This window comes from Allorhizobium sonneratiae (genome assembly GCF_023700755.1).
GTDB classification, from domain to species: Bacteria; Pseudomonadota; Alphaproteobacteria; order Rhizobiales; family Rhizobiaceae; genus Allorhizobium; species Allorhizobium sonneratiae.
On the sequence record NZ_JAMKOJ010000002.1, the window covers coordinates 1 to 15,862 of the forward strand.

15 protein-coding genes and 2 pseudogenes are annotated in these 15,862 nt (G+C 59.6%); 5 read left to right on the forward strand and 12 right to left on the reverse strand.

Annotated elements, in window-relative coordinates; all coding sequences use genetic code 11:
- Positions 1 to 208, forward strand: a pseudogene (locus NAC44_RS02950) (methyl-accepting chemotaxis protein); the annotation flags it as partial.
- 143 nt (positions 209 to 351) lie between these two features.
- Here NAC44_RS02950 and glyS read toward each other — a convergent pair.
- The 9 genes from glyS to NAC44_RS02995 all read right to left on the reverse strand — a co-directional run bounded on the left by glyS (position 352) and on the right by NAC44_RS02995 (position 8,324).
- Entirely contained in the window at positions 352 to 2,505 is a 2,154-nt protein-coding gene (glyS, locus tag NAC44_RS02955; RefSeq protein ID WP_250937651.1) for a glycine--tRNA ligase subunit beta, read from the reverse strand.
- Positions 2,506 to 2,619: 114 nt separating this feature from the next.
- The gene (locus tag NAC44_RS02960) at positions 2,620 to 2,949 is read right to left on the reverse strand and encodes a TM2 domain-containing protein (protein ID WP_250937653.1); all 330 of its coding nucleotides are present in this window, start codon (positions 2,947 to 2,949) and stop codon (positions 2,620 to 2,622) included.
- Positions 2,950 to 2,999: 50 nt separating this feature from the next.
- Entirely contained in the window at positions 3,000 to 4,265 is a 1,266-nt protein-coding gene (locus NAC44_RS02965; RefSeq protein ID WP_420839857.1) for a 3-phosphoshikimate 1-carboxyvinyltransferase, read from the reverse strand.
- An 88-nt stretch (positions 4,266 to 4,353) separates the two neighbouring features.
- A complete protein-coding gene (locus NAC44_RS02970; protein ID WP_250937654.1) occupies positions 4,354 to 5,088 on the reverse strand; it encodes a hypothetical protein in 735 nt (244 codons plus the stop codon).
- 3 nt (positions 5,089 to 5,091) lie between these two features.
- Positions 5,092 to 6,051: a glycine--tRNA ligase subunit alpha gene (locus NAC44_RS02975; RefSeq protein ID WP_250937655.1), complete on the reverse strand. Its 960-nt coding sequence runs from the start codon at positions 6,049 to 6,051 to the stop codon at positions 5,092 to 5,094.
- 62 nt (positions 6,052 to 6,113) lie between these two features.
- Complete coding sequence (locus tag NAC44_RS02980) at positions 6,114 to 6,314, reverse strand: hypothetical protein (RefSeq protein ID WP_250937656.1); 201 nt, start codon at positions 6,312 to 6,314, stop codon at positions 6,114 to 6,116.
- A gap of 34 nt (positions 6,315 to 6,348) precedes the next feature.
- Positions 6,349 to 7,212 carry a S49 family peptidase gene (locus NAC44_RS02985; protein WP_250937657.1) on the reverse strand — a complete coding sequence of 288 codons (864 nt, stop codon included), beginning with the start codon at positions 7,210 to 7,212 and terminating at the stop codon, positions 6,349 to 6,351.
- A gap of 75 nt (positions 7,213 to 7,287) precedes the next feature.
- Entirely contained in the window at positions 7,288 to 8,097 is an 810-nt protein-coding gene (locus NAC44_RS02990; protein WP_250937659.1) for a tRNA1(Val) (adenine(37)-N6)-methyltransferase, read from the reverse strand.
- The gene (locus tag NAC44_RS02995; RefSeq protein ID WP_250937660.1) at positions 8,094 to 8,324 is read right to left on the reverse strand and encodes a putative signal transducing protein; all 231 of its coding nucleotides are present in this window, start codon (positions 8,322 to 8,324) and stop codon (positions 8,094 to 8,096) included. The genes NAC44_RS02990 and NAC44_RS02995 overlap by 4 nt, the downstream gene beginning before the upstream one ends.
- Positions 8,325 to 8,556: 232 nt before the next feature.
- Between NAC44_RS02995 and NAC44_RS03000 the strand changes: the two genes are divergently transcribed.
- The 4 genes and pseudogenes from NAC44_RS03000 (at position 8,557) to moaB (ending at position 13,903) form a co-directional block, all read left to right on the forward strand.
- The gene (locus NAC44_RS03000; RefSeq protein WP_250937662.1) at positions 8,557 to 9,573 is read left to right on the forward strand and encodes a polyprenyl synthetase family protein; all 1,017 of its coding nucleotides are present in this window, start codon (positions 8,557 to 8,559) and stop codon (positions 9,571 to 9,573) included.
- A gap of 636 nt (positions 9,574 to 10,209) precedes the next feature.
- Positions 10,210 to 12,039: pseudogene (locus NAC44_RS03005) on the forward strand (tetratricopeptide repeat protein); the annotation flags it as partial.
- A 211-nt stretch (positions 12,040 to 12,250) separates the two neighbouring features.
- On the forward strand, positions 12,251 to 13,138 hold the full coding sequence (locus NAC44_RS03010) for a 4-(cytidine 5'-diphospho)-2-C-methyl-D-erythritol kinase (protein WP_250937666.1): 888 nt from the start codon (positions 12,251 to 12,253) through the stop codon (positions 13,136 to 13,138).
- A gap of 216 nt (positions 13,139 to 13,354) precedes the next feature.
- Positions 13,355 to 13,903: a molybdenum cofactor biosynthesis protein B gene (moaB, locus tag NAC44_RS03015; protein WP_250937673.1), complete on the forward strand. Its 549-nt coding sequence runs from the start codon at positions 13,355 to 13,357 to the stop codon at positions 13,901 to 13,903.
- On the opposite strand, the gene NAC44_RS03020 is transcribed toward moaB, so the two are convergent.
- The 3 genes from NAC44_RS03020 to NAC44_RS03030 all read right to left on the reverse strand — a co-directional run bounded on the left by NAC44_RS03020 (position 13,904) and on the right by NAC44_RS03030 (position 15,741).
- Positions 13,904 to 14,440, reverse strand: coding sequence for a glycosyltransferase family protein (locus NAC44_RS03020; RefSeq protein ID WP_250937674.1), 537 nt, complete (start codon positions 14,438 to 14,440; stop codon positions 13,904 to 13,906).
- A gap of 227 nt (positions 14,441 to 14,667) precedes the next feature.
- Positions 14,668 to 15,153, reverse strand: coding sequence for a F0F1 ATP synthase subunit B (locus tag NAC44_RS03025; protein ID WP_250937676.1), 486 nt, complete (start codon positions 15,151 to 15,153; stop codon positions 14,668 to 14,670).
- Between the two features lie 3 nt (positions 15,154 to 15,156).
- Positions 15,157 to 15,741, reverse strand: a complete 585-nt coding sequence (locus tag NAC44_RS03030; RefSeq protein ID WP_250937677.1) for a F0F1 ATP synthase subunit B — start codon at positions 15,739 to 15,741, stop codon at positions 15,157 to 15,159.
- Positions 15,742 to 15,862 lie beyond the last annotated feature (121 nt).

A 15,862-nucleotide genomic window follows, 5' to 3' on the forward strand; every position in this document is an offset into this window, starting at 1 on the left:
CGAACAGGACACCACCATCCGCTCGATTGCCACGGCGCTGAACCAGCTCGATACCGCCACCCAGCAGAATGCCGCCATGGCCGAGGAAACCACCGCCTCTGCCGAAGTGCTGGCCAATGACACAGGCGACCTGCTCGGCCTGATCCGGGGGTTCAAAGTTTCCGGCACCGCTCGGGACGGACGGCAAGCCTTGGCAAGGGCGGGATAAAATGTCCGCAGCCAGTTATGCGACATGCCCGACCTTTTGCCGGGCATGTCACCAGGTTATTGCACCGAAAATGTCATTTTCTTATCCGGCCACGGCAGATCCTCGGGTCAAGCCCGAGGATGACGATATGTTAGGGCGGCGGCTTATCCGCTGATCCTGGAGAAATCCGCCACCGTGCCGGTTGCCTCGCGAATGGCCTTCAACAGCGCCAGACGATTGGCGCGGATCGCCGCATCGTCGTCATTGACCAGCACGTCTTCAAAGAATCGATCGACCGGTGCGCGAAGCGTGGAGAGCGCCTGCATGGCAGAGCGGAAATCTTCCTTGGCCACGGCCTCACCTGCTGCCTTGGTGGCCTCGGTGACCGCCGCAAACAACGCCTTTTCCGCATCGAGCCTCAGCAACTCTGCCGAAATGCCATCAGCCACCACCGTGCCCTTCTTCTCTTCCGCGGCGAGAAGCTGGGTGGCGCGCCTCGTGCCGGCCAGCAGGTTCTTGCCGTCTTCCGAGGTGATGAAGGCGGTCAAGGCTTCGGCGCGGCGGGCGACCATGAGCAGATCGTCGGCGTCCGGCGTCAGCACGGCATCAATGATGTCATGGCGCGCACCCTGATCGCGCAGATAGACTTTCAGGCGGTCGTGGAAGAAGGTGAGGAGATCGACATCCTTCGTCACCGTCAAAAGCGGCAGCCTGATCCCCTTCTCCAGCAAAATCCGCACCACACCCAGAGCCGCACGGCGCAGCGCAAACGGGTCTTTCGAACCGGTCGGCTTCTCGTCAATCGCCCAGAAGCCGGTGAGCGTATCCAGCTTGTCGGCCAGCGCCACGGTGATCGCCACCTTGTCTTCCGGCAGGCGGTCGGAAGGGCCTTGCGGCTTGTAATGATCCTCAATGGCGGCGGCGACGTTGTCCGCTTCGCCTTGCAGAGCCGCGTATTTGCGGCCCATCACGCCTTGAAGCTCCGGGAATTCACCCACGGCTTCGGTGCGCAGATCGGCCTTGGCCAGCACCACGGCACGGTCCACCAGCGCCGCGTCTGCCCCGACAATCGGAGCCAAAACCTTGGCCAGTTCCTTGATCCGCAAGACCCGTTCGCCCTGCGTGCCCAGCTTGGCATGGAAGGTCACGTTCAGCGCATCGAGCTTGGCCATGCGCTGATCGAGCGGCTTTTTCAGGTCAAGGTCGAATTTGGCAGCCGAAGCTTCCAGCGTTTCCAGATCCGGCAGATTGCCCTGGTCGCGCTTCCAGAAATGCAACGCATCGGAGAGCCGCGCCCTGACCACCTTGCCATTGCCATGCATGATCTCCTTACCGCCGTCATGGGCGGCGATGTTGGAAATCAGGATGAAATGGTTGGAGAGTTTTTCCGTCTCGCCCACCGGACGACAGACAAAACATTTCTGGTTGGTCTTGATGGTCAACCGGATGATTTCCGCCGGGATCGCCAGATAATCCGCCTCAAACGTGCCGAGCAGCACCTGCGGATATTCGACCAGACCGGAGACCTCTTCCAAAAGGCCCTCGTCTTCCACCAGTTCGAGACCGTTGGCGAAGGCGACGTCGCGGGCGTCGTGCAGGATGATATCCTTGCGCCGTTCGGCGTCGAGGATCACCTTTGCCTTTTCAAGGCTCGATACATAATCGTCGAACCGCTTGACGGTGATGGCGTCGGGCGCATGGAAGCGGTGGCCATAGGTGACATTGCCGGCAACGATGCCATCCACCTCAAAGGCAATGACCGCCACCTCGTCATGTTCCGGGCCGAAAGTGCAGACGATCGATTGCAGCGGCCGCACCCAGCGCAGGCTTTCCGAACCGCGCCCGTCGATGCCGCCATAGCGCATGCCCTTCGGCATGGAGGCAGAACCCGAGCGCATGGATTTGGGCCAGGGGAACGAGCGGATGATGCCGGGCATGACATCGGCAATGATCTCTTCTGCCGCACGGCCCGGCTTGTCGAGCATCGCCACATAGAAATCACCCTTTTTCGGGTCGCTTCTCACCTCGGCCTGATCGATGGAGGCAAGACCGGCGCCCCGCAGAAACCCGTCAATAGCCGCCTGCGGCGCCTTGACGCTCGGTCCTTTCTTTTCTTCCCGGATATCGGCAGAGCGGGCCGTGAGACCACGAATATCAAGCGTCAGCCGGCGCGGCGTCCAATATTCCCGTGCCCCTTCATAGGTCAGACCCGCCTCGACCAGCGCATCGGTGACAAGCTTTTTCAGATCACCCGCCGCCTTGCGCTGCATGCGGGCAGGTATTTCTTCGGAGCGGAGTTCAAGCAGAAGATCGGGCATGGGACTGACTTTACGGCTTGTTTTGACAATGTCGGGGACTTAGCAAGCCCCACGACAAAAGTCACCCATGCAGTGATGTCAAAATGCGTGTGAACACGCTTTTGCTCATGCAGATCAGGCCTGTGCGATCAACGCCTGCTGCAAGAGCTCGTTGCGCACCTTGTTTTTATGCTCGGCGACCATGCCCGGAATGAGAAAGGCGTCCACAAGCGCCCAGATGCCGACGATCACAAGCAATACCATTCCGACCCCAATAAAGGATGTAACAGCCCCAACAATTGTCAGCAAAAGCATTGCAATGGCCGTCCCCTTTTGGCCCAGGTAGAAGCGATGTCCGCCAAGATAACCGACAAAAAACCAGAGCAGATAGCTTGCACCAATGGACTTTGCCTCATTGGTGACGCGCTGCTCTATCAGGATTTGTTGTTCCGTTGAAATACCCATGATTGCCCCCATAGCTACCCCAAATCAACTAAGGGAAGCATTGGAGAAATTCAATCTGAATAATCAACGCCTAGAGACGCCAGCGCATCCCAGTAGCCGGGATAGGTCTTGGCCACACAGCCGGGATCGAGAATGGTGATGCCGGAGATTTTCAGCCCCGCGAGGGCAAAGCTCATGGCGATGCGGTGATCGGCAAAAGTGTCGATTTCGGCGGGATGGGTTTCACCGGCCAGCGAGGGATCGGCGGCAACGATCAGGTCGTCGCCCTCCTCCCGCGCCAGACCGGGACGGATGGCATTGAGCCCGGTGGAAAGGGCGCGGATACGGTCACATTCCTTGACGCGCAGATTGGCAATGCCGGTGAAACGCACCGGCGTTTCGTTGAAGGCGGCCAGCACGGCAAGGGTTGGAATGGCATCCTGCATCTGCGACCCGTCGATGTCAGCGGGCATCTGCGGAAAGGCGGAAATGACGTCATAGGCCTTGGCATCGGGCTGGGTAAAGGCCGCAGCCTGCGTGCCGAGATCGATCTTTCCGCCCGTCAGCACCTCTGCCGCCCAGAGATAGGTGGCCGCCGAGGCATCCGGCTCGATATGGAAATCGCTTGCGGTGTAACCGGTGGGCTCCACCCGCCAGAGCGAGGGGCTGACCTCTTCCACCTTCGCGCCGAAAGCACGCATGGCCGCAAGCGTCAGATCGATATAGCCGCGCGCGCCGATTTCGCTGCCAGCAAGCGCGATCTCGAAGGGTTGCCCGGCAAGCGGCGCGGCCATCAGCAGGGCCGAGACATATTGACTGGAGAGACCGGCATCGATCACCACCCGGCTCTTGCTGAACCCGCCTTTGGCTTCGATGGCAACAGGCGGGCAGCCGCTCGGCGCGGCAATGGCAACGCCCAGCGATTGCAGCGCCTCGACCAGCGGCAGGATCGGCCGCTTGCGCATATGCTCATCGCCATCGACGGTGAAGCGACCCTTTTGCAGCGCCACCGCCGCCGTCAGGAAGCGGGTGGCCGTGCCGGCATTGCCGAGAAAAAGCGGCTGCGACGGCTCGTTCCATTCGCCCGTACCGGTGACGACGAAGGTGGTGGCATCCGGCTCCTCCACTGTTACCCCCATGGCGCGGAGCGCCTCGGCCATATAGCGGGTGTCGTCGCTTTTCAGCGCGCCAGTCAAACGGCTTTTTCCTCTGGCCAGTCCCGCCAAGAGCAGCGCCCGGTTGGTGATCGATTTGGAGCCGGGCGGACTGATCTGACCGATGAGCGCATGGGCGGGCGGAAGAAGGGTCAGCTTTTCAAGAGGCATGGCAGCAGTCATGGCAAGGTTCCAGATCAGCGGGGAACGACAATAGGCTCTGTCGGTAGCGCGCCAGACGACAGGATGCAATGGGAAAGCATTTTTACAGTCACTCGCCGGACAGATGGCGGCGCGCCAGCCGGATTTCCTGCGCCAGCGTCAGCTTGCGGATATAGGCATCCATGGCCAGCAGCATCAAAAGCGTTACCACACCGATCCCGGCGGCGGCATGGGTGAGGTTCAGCCCTTTCAACGGGTCCTGAAAATCGCTGATCGGCACCTTTGCCAGATAGAAAAACAGGGCATCGCTGGCGCCATGCAGCAGGCCGATGGCACCGGACAGCCAGAGCATATCCGCCTTCCCGGGCATTGTCAGCGGGGCGGCGTCAGAGGCAGGCTGCGGCTCGCGCATTACGGTTCTGGCAATATCATTCAACGCCAGCGGCATGGCGATGACATTGATCACCGGCACAAACCACAGGATAAGCGTGGCGACGGGATAGAAATGCAGCCGCTTTTCCGGCTCGAGCGTCCAGGCAAAGCGCGCCGCAGACCACAGCCATGAGAGCCAGAACACCAGCGCCAGAAGCCGCAGCAGGATGAGAATATCCTCAATCGGCGGCGCCCAGAGCATAACGATGGCAATCAACCGGCCATTGATGGCCGTCATTGCCGTCGCCCCGGTTTTGACCACCACATACTGGACCCAGGCCGAATAAAGATAAAAGGGGATGAGAATCGTATAAAACAGAAGAGTCAGAGCCGCCGCGACAAGAAAGCCCCGGCGATACCAGACCATTTTGCCGAGCAGGGCTTCCAGCTGCACGCCCTCTTCCCCCGTCACATCTCAGGCCGCCGGTTGAAGCCGGGCGCCGCCCGCATCGGTGAGCAGGAAGGCCTCGCCGCAGGCCTTGGCCAGTGTGCGCACCCGCAAGATATAGCTCTGCCGTTCCGTGACCGAAATCACGCCACGCGCATCGAGCAGGTTGAAGACATGAGAGGCCTTGATGCACTGGTCATAGGCGGGGAAAACGCATTTATGCAGACGCTGATTGTCGCTTTCGCCCGGAGCGCCCGCCGCCAGCAGCGCCTGACATTCCTTTTCGGCATCGATGAAATGCCGGTGCAACATCTCGGTATTGGCGAATTCGAAATTATGCCGGGAATATTCCTGCTCGGCCTGCAGGAAGACATCGCCGTAGGAGATCTTTTCCTCGCCTTCGCGACCATTGAAATTCAGGTCATAGACATTGTCCACACCCTGCACATACATGGCAAGACGCTCCAGACCATAGGTCAGCTCGCCCGCAACCGGCGAGCATTCAATGCCGCAAACCTGCTGAAAATAGGTAAACTGGGACACTTCCATGCCGTCGCACCAGCATTCCCAGCCAAGGCCCCAGGCGCCCAGCGTCGGGCTTTCCCAGTCGTCCTCGACAAAGCGGATGTCATGCAGCAGCGGATCGAGGCCGATCGCCTTCAGCGAACCGAGATAAAGCTCTTGCAGGTTCGAGGGATTGGGCTTCAGGATGACCTGATACTGATAGTAATGCTGCAGACGGTTGGGATTTTCGCCGTAACGCCCGTCCGAGGGGCGACGCGAGGGCTGCACATAGGCCGCCTTCCATGGCTTTGGCCCCAGCGCCCTCAGCGTGGTCGCCGGATGGAAGGTACCGGCCCCCACTTCCATGTCATAAGGTTGCAGCACGGCACAACCCTTGTCGGCCCAGTAAGCGTGCAGCGTCAGGATCAGCGCCTGAAACGAGCGTTTCGGGTCCATGTGGGGGGCGGGTGTGGCAGCAGTCATGACAGCAATCCGAGCATGTGTTGGTAATATAAGGTGTCTCGTGCCATGGCGATGCGTGAGGGTCAAGGCTTCTCGTCGTCACGGGCCACCCGGTATTCCCCGGTTTTCGGGTCCTTGACGAGCGTGGTCACCTCATCGCGAGCCGGTGTGCGGGACGATCCGGAGGACGTGCCGGAGGGGCTGCGGCCCTTCGGGGTCGTCCATTTGCGATAATACCAGACGGCAATGCCAATCAGGATCAGATAGAAGAGTATGCGTGACATGCCGTTTTACCATTGTGGACGCGTGGGGGCCGCCTTACAGCCCAAATCGCGACCATAATGCCCGTTCTTCCACCGCTTCGGCAAGCCCTGCCCCGGCGCTCGCGAAGGGATCGGCCTTGCCGAGCGCCGCATCAATGCCGGGAAGACGGCGGGAAAACAGCCCGGATTTCGCCGACACCAGCTCCAGCTTCGCCTTCTTGCCATAGCGGGCGCGGATCACCTCGCGCAGGCTGCCCAGCCCGTCGATCAGGCCCAGTTCATAGGCTTTGCGCCCGGTCCAGAACAGGCCGGAAAACAGCGACGGCTCGTCATGCAGCCGGATACCGCGCCGCTCTTTCACCATGTCGATAAAAACCGCGTGAATATCGAGCTGCAGCGTCTTCAGATACTCGATGTCGCTCTGTTTTTCCGGCTGGAACGGATCAAGCATCACCTTGTTTTCCCCTGCCGTATAAACGCGGCGCTCGACGCCGAGCTTTTTCAACAGATCGGGAAAGCCGAAACCACCGGAGACTACGCCAATCGAGCCGACGATGGAGGTCGGGTCGGCGATGATCTCGTCACCGGCAATGGCGATCATATAACCGCCGGAGGCGGCCACATCCTCGACGAAGACGAGAACGGTCTTGTTATGCTCCTCGGCAAGGGATCGGATGCGTTGATAGATCATCCGCGATTGAACCGGCGAGCCGCCGGGCGAATTGACGGAAAGCGCCACGGCGGGGCTGTCCTTATATTTAAAGGCCTTTTCGAGAAGCGGCCCGACAGCGGCCAGATTGAGCGCCGGACGCAGGCGGCTGCCGCCGCTCATGATCGCGCCATGCAACAGCACCACCGGAATGACCAGTTCCTCCTTGCGGAATTTCTTCGGAACCAACCGCTTCAAAAACCCAGCCATGCGCGCAAAAGCCTCTTTCTTCATGTTGTTCACCGAGATGTAAGCGCAGACGGTAAAAACACAATGGGGCGGGTCTTATTTTGCCCGCCGTGCCAGTCGTGCATAGCCCGTGCGGCCATTGTTGAGATCGTCCACTTCGGGCAGGAAAGCATGGCCTTCCGGCCCATGCATGATAAGCGGCGCCCGAAAACACAGACGCGCTTTCGATCCCTTGATCGCGGTGAGCAGCAGGCGCGTGGCATTTTCACCGGCACGCGGGTGAAGAAGGGTGATCTCGATGCCGCCAAAGCGTCTGCCGCAGGCGGCGATGATCTCGGCCACCGATTCGGGCCGGGCGATCAGGGAAAGCTGACCGCCGGGCTTCATGATCGCGCCCGCCGTCCTGATCCAGCGCTCGAACACGTCCTCGTCCATCGCGTGGGCCTCCGCCTTCAGGGCGTCGGGGGTCAGGCGGTCGCGCCCGTCATTGAAGGGCGGGTTCATGACCACATGGTCGAAGACATCCTCGAACAGCCCTGCATCGCGCCGTGCCTTTCCGCTCAGCATCACATCCGCCGCCACAAGCCGGATGCGCGGGGCAAAAGCGGCATTGTCGACAAGCGCCAGGGTTTTACGGGCATAATCCAGCATGGCGGCGGAACGTTCGACCAGCGTCACCTCTGCCGCGGGCAATCTTGCGGCAACGGCCAGACCGGCAGCCCCCGCACCAGCGCCCAGATCCGCGACAGACAAAGGCCCCTCGCCGACCACCAGCGCCGCCAGAAGCATGGCATCCATGCCCGCGCGATGGCCGCGCCCTTTCGGCTGGACCAGATGGAATGCACCGCGATGAAAGGCATCGATGGTTTCATCCGCCGGATTGTCCGCAGCAGGCGATGAGCTCACGGCTTGTCCTCGCGCAGTTCCGCTCCGAGCCCGGCATCGATCATGATCCGCCGTGCCTGGGCAACCCGCTCACCATCGACCATCAGCCGCCGGGGTAAAAGACCGAGCGAGCCTTCGAAAATACTCATCGACTGGTCGGCAATGAAACAGCCAATGCCGGCATCCTTCATCAGGCTTGCGGCAAAGGACAGCAAAACGGCATCATTGGTACGTAAAATTTCATGCATAAGGTGATTCGGTCCATCAAATTGCGGGATAGGGTAATTCGGCACTTGCCGCGCGGCCATCGGGTTTTTATGGTTCAACCATGGCTGGACGGGAAAATACCCGCTTCCGGCCTACAGGCTTGATATGTGCACGGCAGCGCTTCGGATTTTGTGAAACGCTGACAAGACACTGTAGCAGTTTCGATGTGATGCATAGACCAGCCATGAGTTTGAGAAACAGGAGTCCTGTATTTTGGGCGCAGTCGTACCGCTTGGTGATAAAAACAGCAAACAGGCATCGGTGAAACCGCTGGTGGATCTGACGAAAGCCGACATGGAGCGGGTGAACCAGCTGATCCTGTCGAAAGCCGGCTCCGATGTCGAAATGATCCCGGAAGTGGCCAATCACCTGATTTCATCGGGCGGCAAGAGGCTTCGTCCCATGCTCACCCTCGCCTCTGCCGCCATGTTCGGCTATGAGGGCGAAGGCCATATCAAGCTCGCCACCAGCGTCGAATTCATGCACACCGCCACGCTGCTGCATGATGATGTTGTTGATGAAAGCGATCTGCGCCGTGGCAAATCCACCGCCCGCACCATCTGGGGCAATCAGGCCAGCGTCCTGGTCGGCGACTTCCTGCTCGGCCAGTCCTTCAAGATGATGGTCGAGGTTGGTTCGCTCGACGCGCTTGATGTTCTGGCCTCCGCCGCTGCCGTGATTGCCGAGGGCGAGGTGTTGCAGCTTTCCGTCGCCAAAAACATGGAAACCACCGAGGACGATTATCAGGCGGTGATCCGCGCCAAGACGGCAGCCCTTTTTGCCGCCGCCGCCGAAGTGGGGCCGATCGTGGCCGGAACCGACAAGGCGATGCGCAATGCGCTGAAATCCTATGGGATGAATTTGGGTCTTGCCTTCCAGCTTGTCGATGACGCGCTCGATTACGGCGGCAAATCTGCGGAGCTGGGCAAGAATACCGGTGACGATTTCCGCGAAGGCAAGATCACCCTGCCCGTCATTCTCGCTTACCGGCGCGGCAGTGAGGCCGAGCGCGGCTTCTGGCGCGAGGCCATCGAAGGCGGCAAGACCGATGACGCCAATCTGGAAAAGGCCATGGGCCTGATAACCCGTCATAACGGGCTGAGCGATACCGTGGCCCGCGCCATTCATTATGGCGATGTCGCCCGCGATGCGCTGGCCACCGTGCCGGACAGCCCATGGAAATCGGCGCTGATGGATGTGATCGACTTCTGCATCGAGCGGGTCAACTGAGCCGCTCTGCTCACGCTCTCCTCCTGACCTCACATCTGATTCAAGAGTTTATGCTGCAGATGGAAAAACACTGGCTTTTTCGCCCATGCTGACAGGCTCCCGCAAAAAAGCCATTGTATTGCCATCAGAATTGCAGCCATCGTGCCGGCTGGCAGACGCCGAGAACGCATGAATGACAGGTTTCACACATTCTTGTTTTGGAAAAAGACTGGCTTGTGTTGGAAAAGGGCTGAATGAACGGCAGCATGAATTTTGGGGTTTGCGTTTGGACGAATGTGGACCATTTTATTGTAGTATTGACCGGGATGCCGCAATGGCTGCAGACCGGTGGACGGGTCTGACGCGTGCAGCGATCCAAACGGAGGCTTAAGCCGAGTTTGAATCAATCGCTGCATCAGAAAATGCAATCGCACGCAAGCATGAACGACGTGAATGCGTCAGTGCACACGTGTCAGATGCCGATCGTGATGTCGGCAACCCCATGCCTGTCTGGCGCAATCGATCAAGATTGCGCCAGACAGGCATGAGGATCAAAGTGTTGCAGTATCCCTGAGGCGTTTGAGGCGCATCGGAGCGACTGTGTGAATGAGATAAAGGCCCGCTCAAAACCGGGCAAACGGGTTGAAAGGCATGTTCATGCGGCAGTTTCTTGCCAAACGCATCCTGTCGGGTACGGCGCTCCTGGTGGTGGCCTCCCTTGGCGCCGGGCTGATTACCACACCCGCCTTTGCAACGCAGACGGTGACGAAACCGGTCGCTGACAGTTTCGATGTCGATGATGTTGATACCTTTTCAGGCGCTTATCTTGCCGCACGCGCCGCCAATATCGACCGTGATTTCAACTCCGCCGTCAGCCTTTACGAAAAGGCCCTGCGGTTTCAGCCGCGTGATCTGGAACTGCGCGAAAGCCTGATGCTGGCGCTGTTCATGGGCGGTAATTTTGACGAAGGTGTCAAATATGCCGAGGAATTGCGCCACGACAAGGCGATCGACCGCATCACCATCATTGCCCGCGGGCTGGATGCCATCCGCCACCACCGCTATCGCAGCGCAGAGCGTATTCTGGCCTATAAGGGGCCGAACGATCTCGACCGGTTGACCTATGCGCTGATCAGCGCTTGGGCCAAGATGGGTGCGGGCCATGGCCGCGAGGCGCTTACCGATATTGACCGGCTGAAGGGGCCGGGCTGGTTTGCCATCTTCAAGAATTACAATGCGGGCGTCATGGCTGCCGTTCTTGGCGATAAAAGCCGTGCGCAGTCTTATCTCTCCAATGTCATCACCGACCGGGAAGGCAGTGCCACCGCGCCCGATACCTTCATCCGTGCCGTCATCGCGCTTGCCACTGTCAGCGCCGAGGCGGGCGACAAGCAGAAGGCACTCGACACGCTGGCTGCCGGCGATCAGGCGATCAACAATTACGCCCCGTTCAAGGCCATGCGCGAGCGCATCGAAAAGGGCGACCTGCCGAAACTTGTGGTGCAGAATGCCCAAGACGGCGCAGCCTCCGTGCTGTTTTCCATTGGCGGGGCGCTCAACCGTCCCGGCGCTCAGGACACGGTGGCGCTTTACCTTCAGCTATCGCGCGGATTGCAGCCAAATGCTGCCGATACCCTGATCATGCTCGGCAATATCGCCGAGGCCAACAAGCAGACCGAAGAGGCCATCGACTATTACAAGGCGGTTCCCAGCGATTCGCCGATGTTGCGCGCCTCGGAGCTGCAACTGGGTCTGGCCTTGGCAGAGGACGGCAAGACGGAAGAGGCCAAGGCGCATCTGAAGGCGCTCGTTGCCTCCGACCCGCAGGATATCCGCAGCTATCTCGCCTATGGCAGCGTGCTCTCCGACGCCAAGGAGTACAAGCTCATGGCGGAAAATTACGACAAGGCCGTCGAGGTCCTGGGCCCCGCGCCGGACAAGAGCCAGTGGCCGGTGTTTTTCCAGCGCGGCATCGCCTATGAACGATTGAAGGAATGGGACAAGGCCGAGCCGAATTTCCGCAAGGCGCTGGAAATGAACCCGAACCAGCCGCAGGTGCTGAATTATCTCGGCTATTCCTGGGTGGATATGAACCGTAATCTCAAGGAAGGCCTTGAGATGATCCAGAAGGCCGTCGAGCTGAAGCCGGATGATGGTTACATCGTCGATTCGCTCGGCTGGGCCTATTATCGCATGGGTGATTATGCCAAGGCCGTCGATGAGCTGGAGCGTGCCGTTCAGCTCAAGGCAGGCGACGCCACGATCAATGACCATCTGGGCGATGCTTACTGGCGGGTGGGCCGCAAACTGGAAGCTACCTATCAGTGGAACCAGGCGCTTGCCTTCAAGCCGGAGCCCGATCTTGAGGCCCAGCTGAAGGAAAAGCTGGAAAAGGGCCTGCCCGATCTGCCAGACGGCACAGGCACGGCGCAGGCAACACCGCCTGAGACCGCCAAACCCGCATCGCAACCGGCGCCAGCCACCCCGGAGGCCGCAAAACCGGCTGCAGGTGACAAGAGCAAGCCCGATACCCCCCCGGCGGCCGATCCCGGAAAGCAGGACGGCGCGCCTGAACCAGCAAAGCCTGACGCGAAACCGGCCCCGGAAAAACCCGCAATGGCGCCTGCGCAAACACCGGCAAAACCGAACGTGCCACCATCTGATCCCGGCAAGAGCAATCCCTGATCGACAGATCGCCATGGCAGGGGATATTCACCAGACGGCAGCGGCGAAAATCAACCTCGCCCTGCATGTGACCGGGCGTCGCGCGGATGGTTATCATCTGCTCGACACGCTGGTCACGTTTTTTGAGACGGGGGATGTGCTTTCCGGTTCGCTGAGCGAGTGCGACAGGCTGACACTGGAGGGGCGCTTTTCCTCGGTGCTGCGCCAGGAGGCCGAAACAGACAATCTCGTCTGCCGTGCGCGGGACAAGTTGCGCGCGCTTCGACTTGCCAACGGGCTTCTGGCCCCCCCTGTGCATCTTACGCTTGAGAAAAACCTGCCGGTTGCCTCCGGGATCGGCGGCGGTTCCGCCGATGCGGCGGCAACGCTCAGGGTGCTGGAGCAACTTTGGGGCGGCGGCCTCGACGATGAAGCCCTTGAGGCGCTGGGCATCAGCCTTGGCGCCGACGTTCCGATGTGCCTGAAGAGTCTGCCGCTGCGGGCTGAGGGCATTGGCGAGGCCCTAAGCCCTCTCCCCACCATGCCGGTCTTTGCCATGGTGCTGGTCAATCCGCTGGAGGCCGTCTCTACCCCGCTGGTGTTCCGCCATCTTCAACGGCGCGACAGCCCTGCCCTCGCCGCAGTCCCTCAAAGCAGCCATCCGGCAGACTGGCTTTGCTATCTGCGCAATCTCGCCAATGATCTCGAGGCCCCGGCGCGCCTTGTCTGCCCGGCCATTGCCGAGGTGCTAAAGGAGCTTCAGACCAGCGGGGCAGAGCTTGCCCGCATGTCCGGTTCGGGAGCAACCTGTTTCGGTCTTTATCCGTCTCTCGCTGAAGCCGAACGGGCTGCCCTCGCCATCCGCGTCCGGCAACCGGAGTGGTATGTTGCCGCAGGATCGACCCGCTCCTTGCAAAGCTGAAGCCGTTCCGGCAAAACCATGCTTATTGATGCGGATTGACCCTGTTCGTTTCCCTACAGCGCCGTGCGCCAAATAGGGCGCACAAAACTCGCTGTAACACGTTTCATCTGCTGCATCATTTTCACCTGAAATCCTACCCGATTTCAGGAATGATTCAGTAGGCCGAACGGAATTGACGACAGGGCGGTGTCGTGCCCCAGAGGAAGGACGTTTCAGATGAGCCAAACCGAAGCCAGCCGGGCCTTTATTCCCCTCGGCATTGCCGTCCTGACGGTGTCCGACAGCCGCAGCCTGGAGGAGGACCGGTCGGGTGCTGTTCTGGCTGACCGGATTTTGGCTGCTGGTCATCGTCTGGCTGACAGGGCCTTAGTCACTGACGATGCCGACCGGATCGCTGCTCAGGTCAGCGCCTGGGCACAGGCCAGCGATGTGGATGTGGTGATCACCACCGGTGGCACCGGCTTTACCGGTCGCGATGTCACACCCGATGCGCTGGAACCGCTGTTCGACAAACGCATGGACGGGTTTTCCGCCGTATTTCACCGGATTTCCTATGACAAGATCGGCACGTCGACGATCCAGTCGCGTGCCACAGCCGGTTTGATCGGGACCACCTTCGTCTTCGTGCTGCCCGGCTCACCCGGCGCCTGCAAGGATGGCTGGGATGGGATTCTTGCCCAGCAACTCGATTACCGGCACAGGCCATGCAATTTCGTTGAAATCATGCCACGTCTCGACGAACATCTGAAACGGGCGAAGGCCTGATCAAAGCCCTGTCTGTGTCAGACGTGTGGAGCGGGCAGCCCAGGCTGGCACGATCTCGCTCATCAACCGCTCGCCTTTCAGCCCCCGGGTCAGATCGGCCAGCGCCATATCGGCCTTGGCGATCTGCAAGGCCTGCTGTTTTTGCATGAGAAAACCGTGCTCCAGCGGCGGCCCACGCCGCATCAACCGGGAAAGAATCGGGCGTCGATAAAAGCGTGAGGGGGCAAAACGGGCCGGTCGCGTATTCATTGCCACATAATCGGCAATTTCCTCGATCCAGCCGGAAACAGGGCGAGCACCCGGCTCGACCAGAAGCAGCCATTCGCCTCGCACCGAAGCGATAATTTCATTCAGTTGCCCATTCAGGTGAAACCGGCATCCGGCAGCATCGGCAAGAGACGATGTTCCATCGCGGGAGCCTTTATCCAGCACCACCACGTCTGAAATAATACCTTTCACGGCACCAGCAACAAGAACCGCCAGGGTTTGCGCCAGTTCGCCTTCCTGATCGCAGCATTCAACAAGAACAGTCAACATGATCGACTTATATCGCAATGCAAAAAGCTTGACTACAGCATCGTGCGTTTTATCAAATGCACATAAAATGCCGTAACACTTTAAATCTGATGCATAATTTTTCTGTCAAATCGATTCCCATTTAACGGACTATGCAGCAGATGACACAAAACGCTCTGAATCGAATAAAGTTCAAAACAAAAAAGCCGGGCAAACCCGGCTTCGTCAGTTCGTTATGCTGTATCAGTTCAGTTCAGCCGTGTTTTGACTTCGCCAATCGAATTCTGGAAAAGCCTGGCCTGAACGTCCGCATCGACTGATTTGGTCAATACCTGTTCTGCTGCCGCAACGGCCAGATCCACGGCTGCGGCACGAACGGCATTGATCGCGTCGGCTTCGGCCTGCTTGATCTTCTCTTCGGTAAGAGCATTGCGCCGGGCAACATAGTCCTCGGTTTTCTGACGCGCTTCTGCTGTCAGGGCAGCGGCTTCCTTTTCAGCGGCCGCCACAATGGCCTTCGCTTCTTCTTCCGCTTCCTTGCGCTTGGCCTGATAATCCGCCAGCAACTGCTGCGCTTCTTCACGCAGACGCTTTGCTTCGGACAGCTCGTCGCGAATATTGTTGGCGCGCTCGTCGAGCGACTTCGCCATCATTCCCGGCACCTTGAGATAAACAAGCAGACCGATGAAAATGATCAGGCCAACGAAGGCGTAAAAGGTATTATCGAATTCCATGGCTCAGCCTTTCTTGCCAGCGGCAACGGCAGCCTGCGCATCGGCAGCGCTCAGGCTTGCACCCGTCAGGCGTTCGACAATCGCTGCAACGGTTTCCGTGGCCACCGCATCGACCTCGGCAAAGGCCTTGGCCTTGATGGCGGCGATATTGGCCTGGGCTTCGCTGACTTTCGCCGTCAACTGTTCTTCGGCGGCAAGACGATCTGCCTCAGCCTTGGCCTTGGCTTCCTCGCGCGCAGAGGCGGCAATCGACTGGCCTTTTGCCCGTGCAGCAGCAAGCTCCGCCTCATAGGTGGCGATCGCAACGTCCGCATCGACCTTCAGCCGCTCGGCTTCCTTGATGTCCTCGGCAATACGCTGATGACGATGCTCCAGGATGCCACCGACGCGCGGCATGACCATGCGCTGCATCAAGACGTAGAAAATGCCAAATGTGATGACGAGCCACAAAAGCTGCGAGGGAAAGGTGGACGGATCGAAGGGCGGGAAAGCACCCTTGCCATGCTCCGCTCCATGCGCAACGCCAGTTTCCGTGTGCGTTTCAGCCGTAGCCGTCGTCGTCTCGGCATAGGCAGGGGTAAACAACATACTCGCCTCCAGGTATCCTGCAAAAGCAAGAGACCACGGTTGCCTTTATTTTCCCATCCTCAACGCGCTGAAACAGTGCGTGCGGCAGGCTTCAAGGCAATCCGTGATCCCGAGCACAAAC

Bases quoted from the DNA above. Each gene is read 5' to 3' on its own strand.
- glyS (WP_250937651.1), bottom strand. From the start codon at position 2,505: ATGCCCGATCTTCTGCTTGAACTCCGCTCCGAAGAAATACCTGCCCGC.
- NAC44_RS02960 (WP_250937653.1), bottom strand. From the start codon at position 2,949: ATGGGTATTTCAACGGAACAACAAATCCTGATAGAGCAGCGCGTCACC.
- NAC44_RS02965 (WP_420839857.1), bottom strand. From the start codon at position 4,265: ATGACTGCTGCCATGCCTCTTGAAAAGCTGACCCTTCTTCCGCCCGCC.
- NAC44_RS02975 (WP_250937655.1), bottom strand. From the start codon at position 6,051: ATGACTGCTGCCACACCCGCCCCCCACATGGACCCGAAACGCTCGTTT.
- NAC44_RS02980 (WP_250937656.1), bottom strand. From the start codon at position 6,314: ATGTCACGCATACTCTTCTATCTGATCCTGATTGGCATTGCCGTCTGG.
- NAC44_RS02985 (WP_250937657.1), bottom strand. From the start codon at position 7,212: ATGGCTGGGTTTTTGAAGCGGTTGGTTCCGAAGAAATTCCGCAAGGAG.
- NAC44_RS02995 (WP_250937660.1), bottom strand. From the start codon at position 8,324: ATGCATGAAATTTTACGTACCAATGATGCCGTTTTGCTGTCCTTTGCC.
- NAC44_RS03010 (WP_250937666.1), top strand. From the start codon at position 12,251: ATGGCAGGGGATATTCACCAGACGGCAGCGGCGAAAATCAACCTCGCC.
- moaB (WP_250937673.1), top strand. From the start codon at position 13,355: ATGAGCCAAACCGAAGCCAGCCGGGCCTTTATTCCCCTCGGCATTGCC.
- NAC44_RS03020 (WP_250937674.1), bottom strand. From the start codon at position 14,440: ATGTTGACTGTTCTTGTTGAATGCTGCGATCAGGAAGGCGAACTGGCG.
- NAC44_RS03025 (WP_250937676.1), bottom strand. From the start codon at position 15,153: ATGGAATTCGATAATACCTTTTACGCCTTCGTTGGCCTGATCATTTTC.
- NAC44_RS03030 (WP_250937677.1), bottom strand. From the start codon at position 15,741: ATGTTGTTTACCCCTGCCTATGCCGAGACGACGACGGCTACGGCTGAA.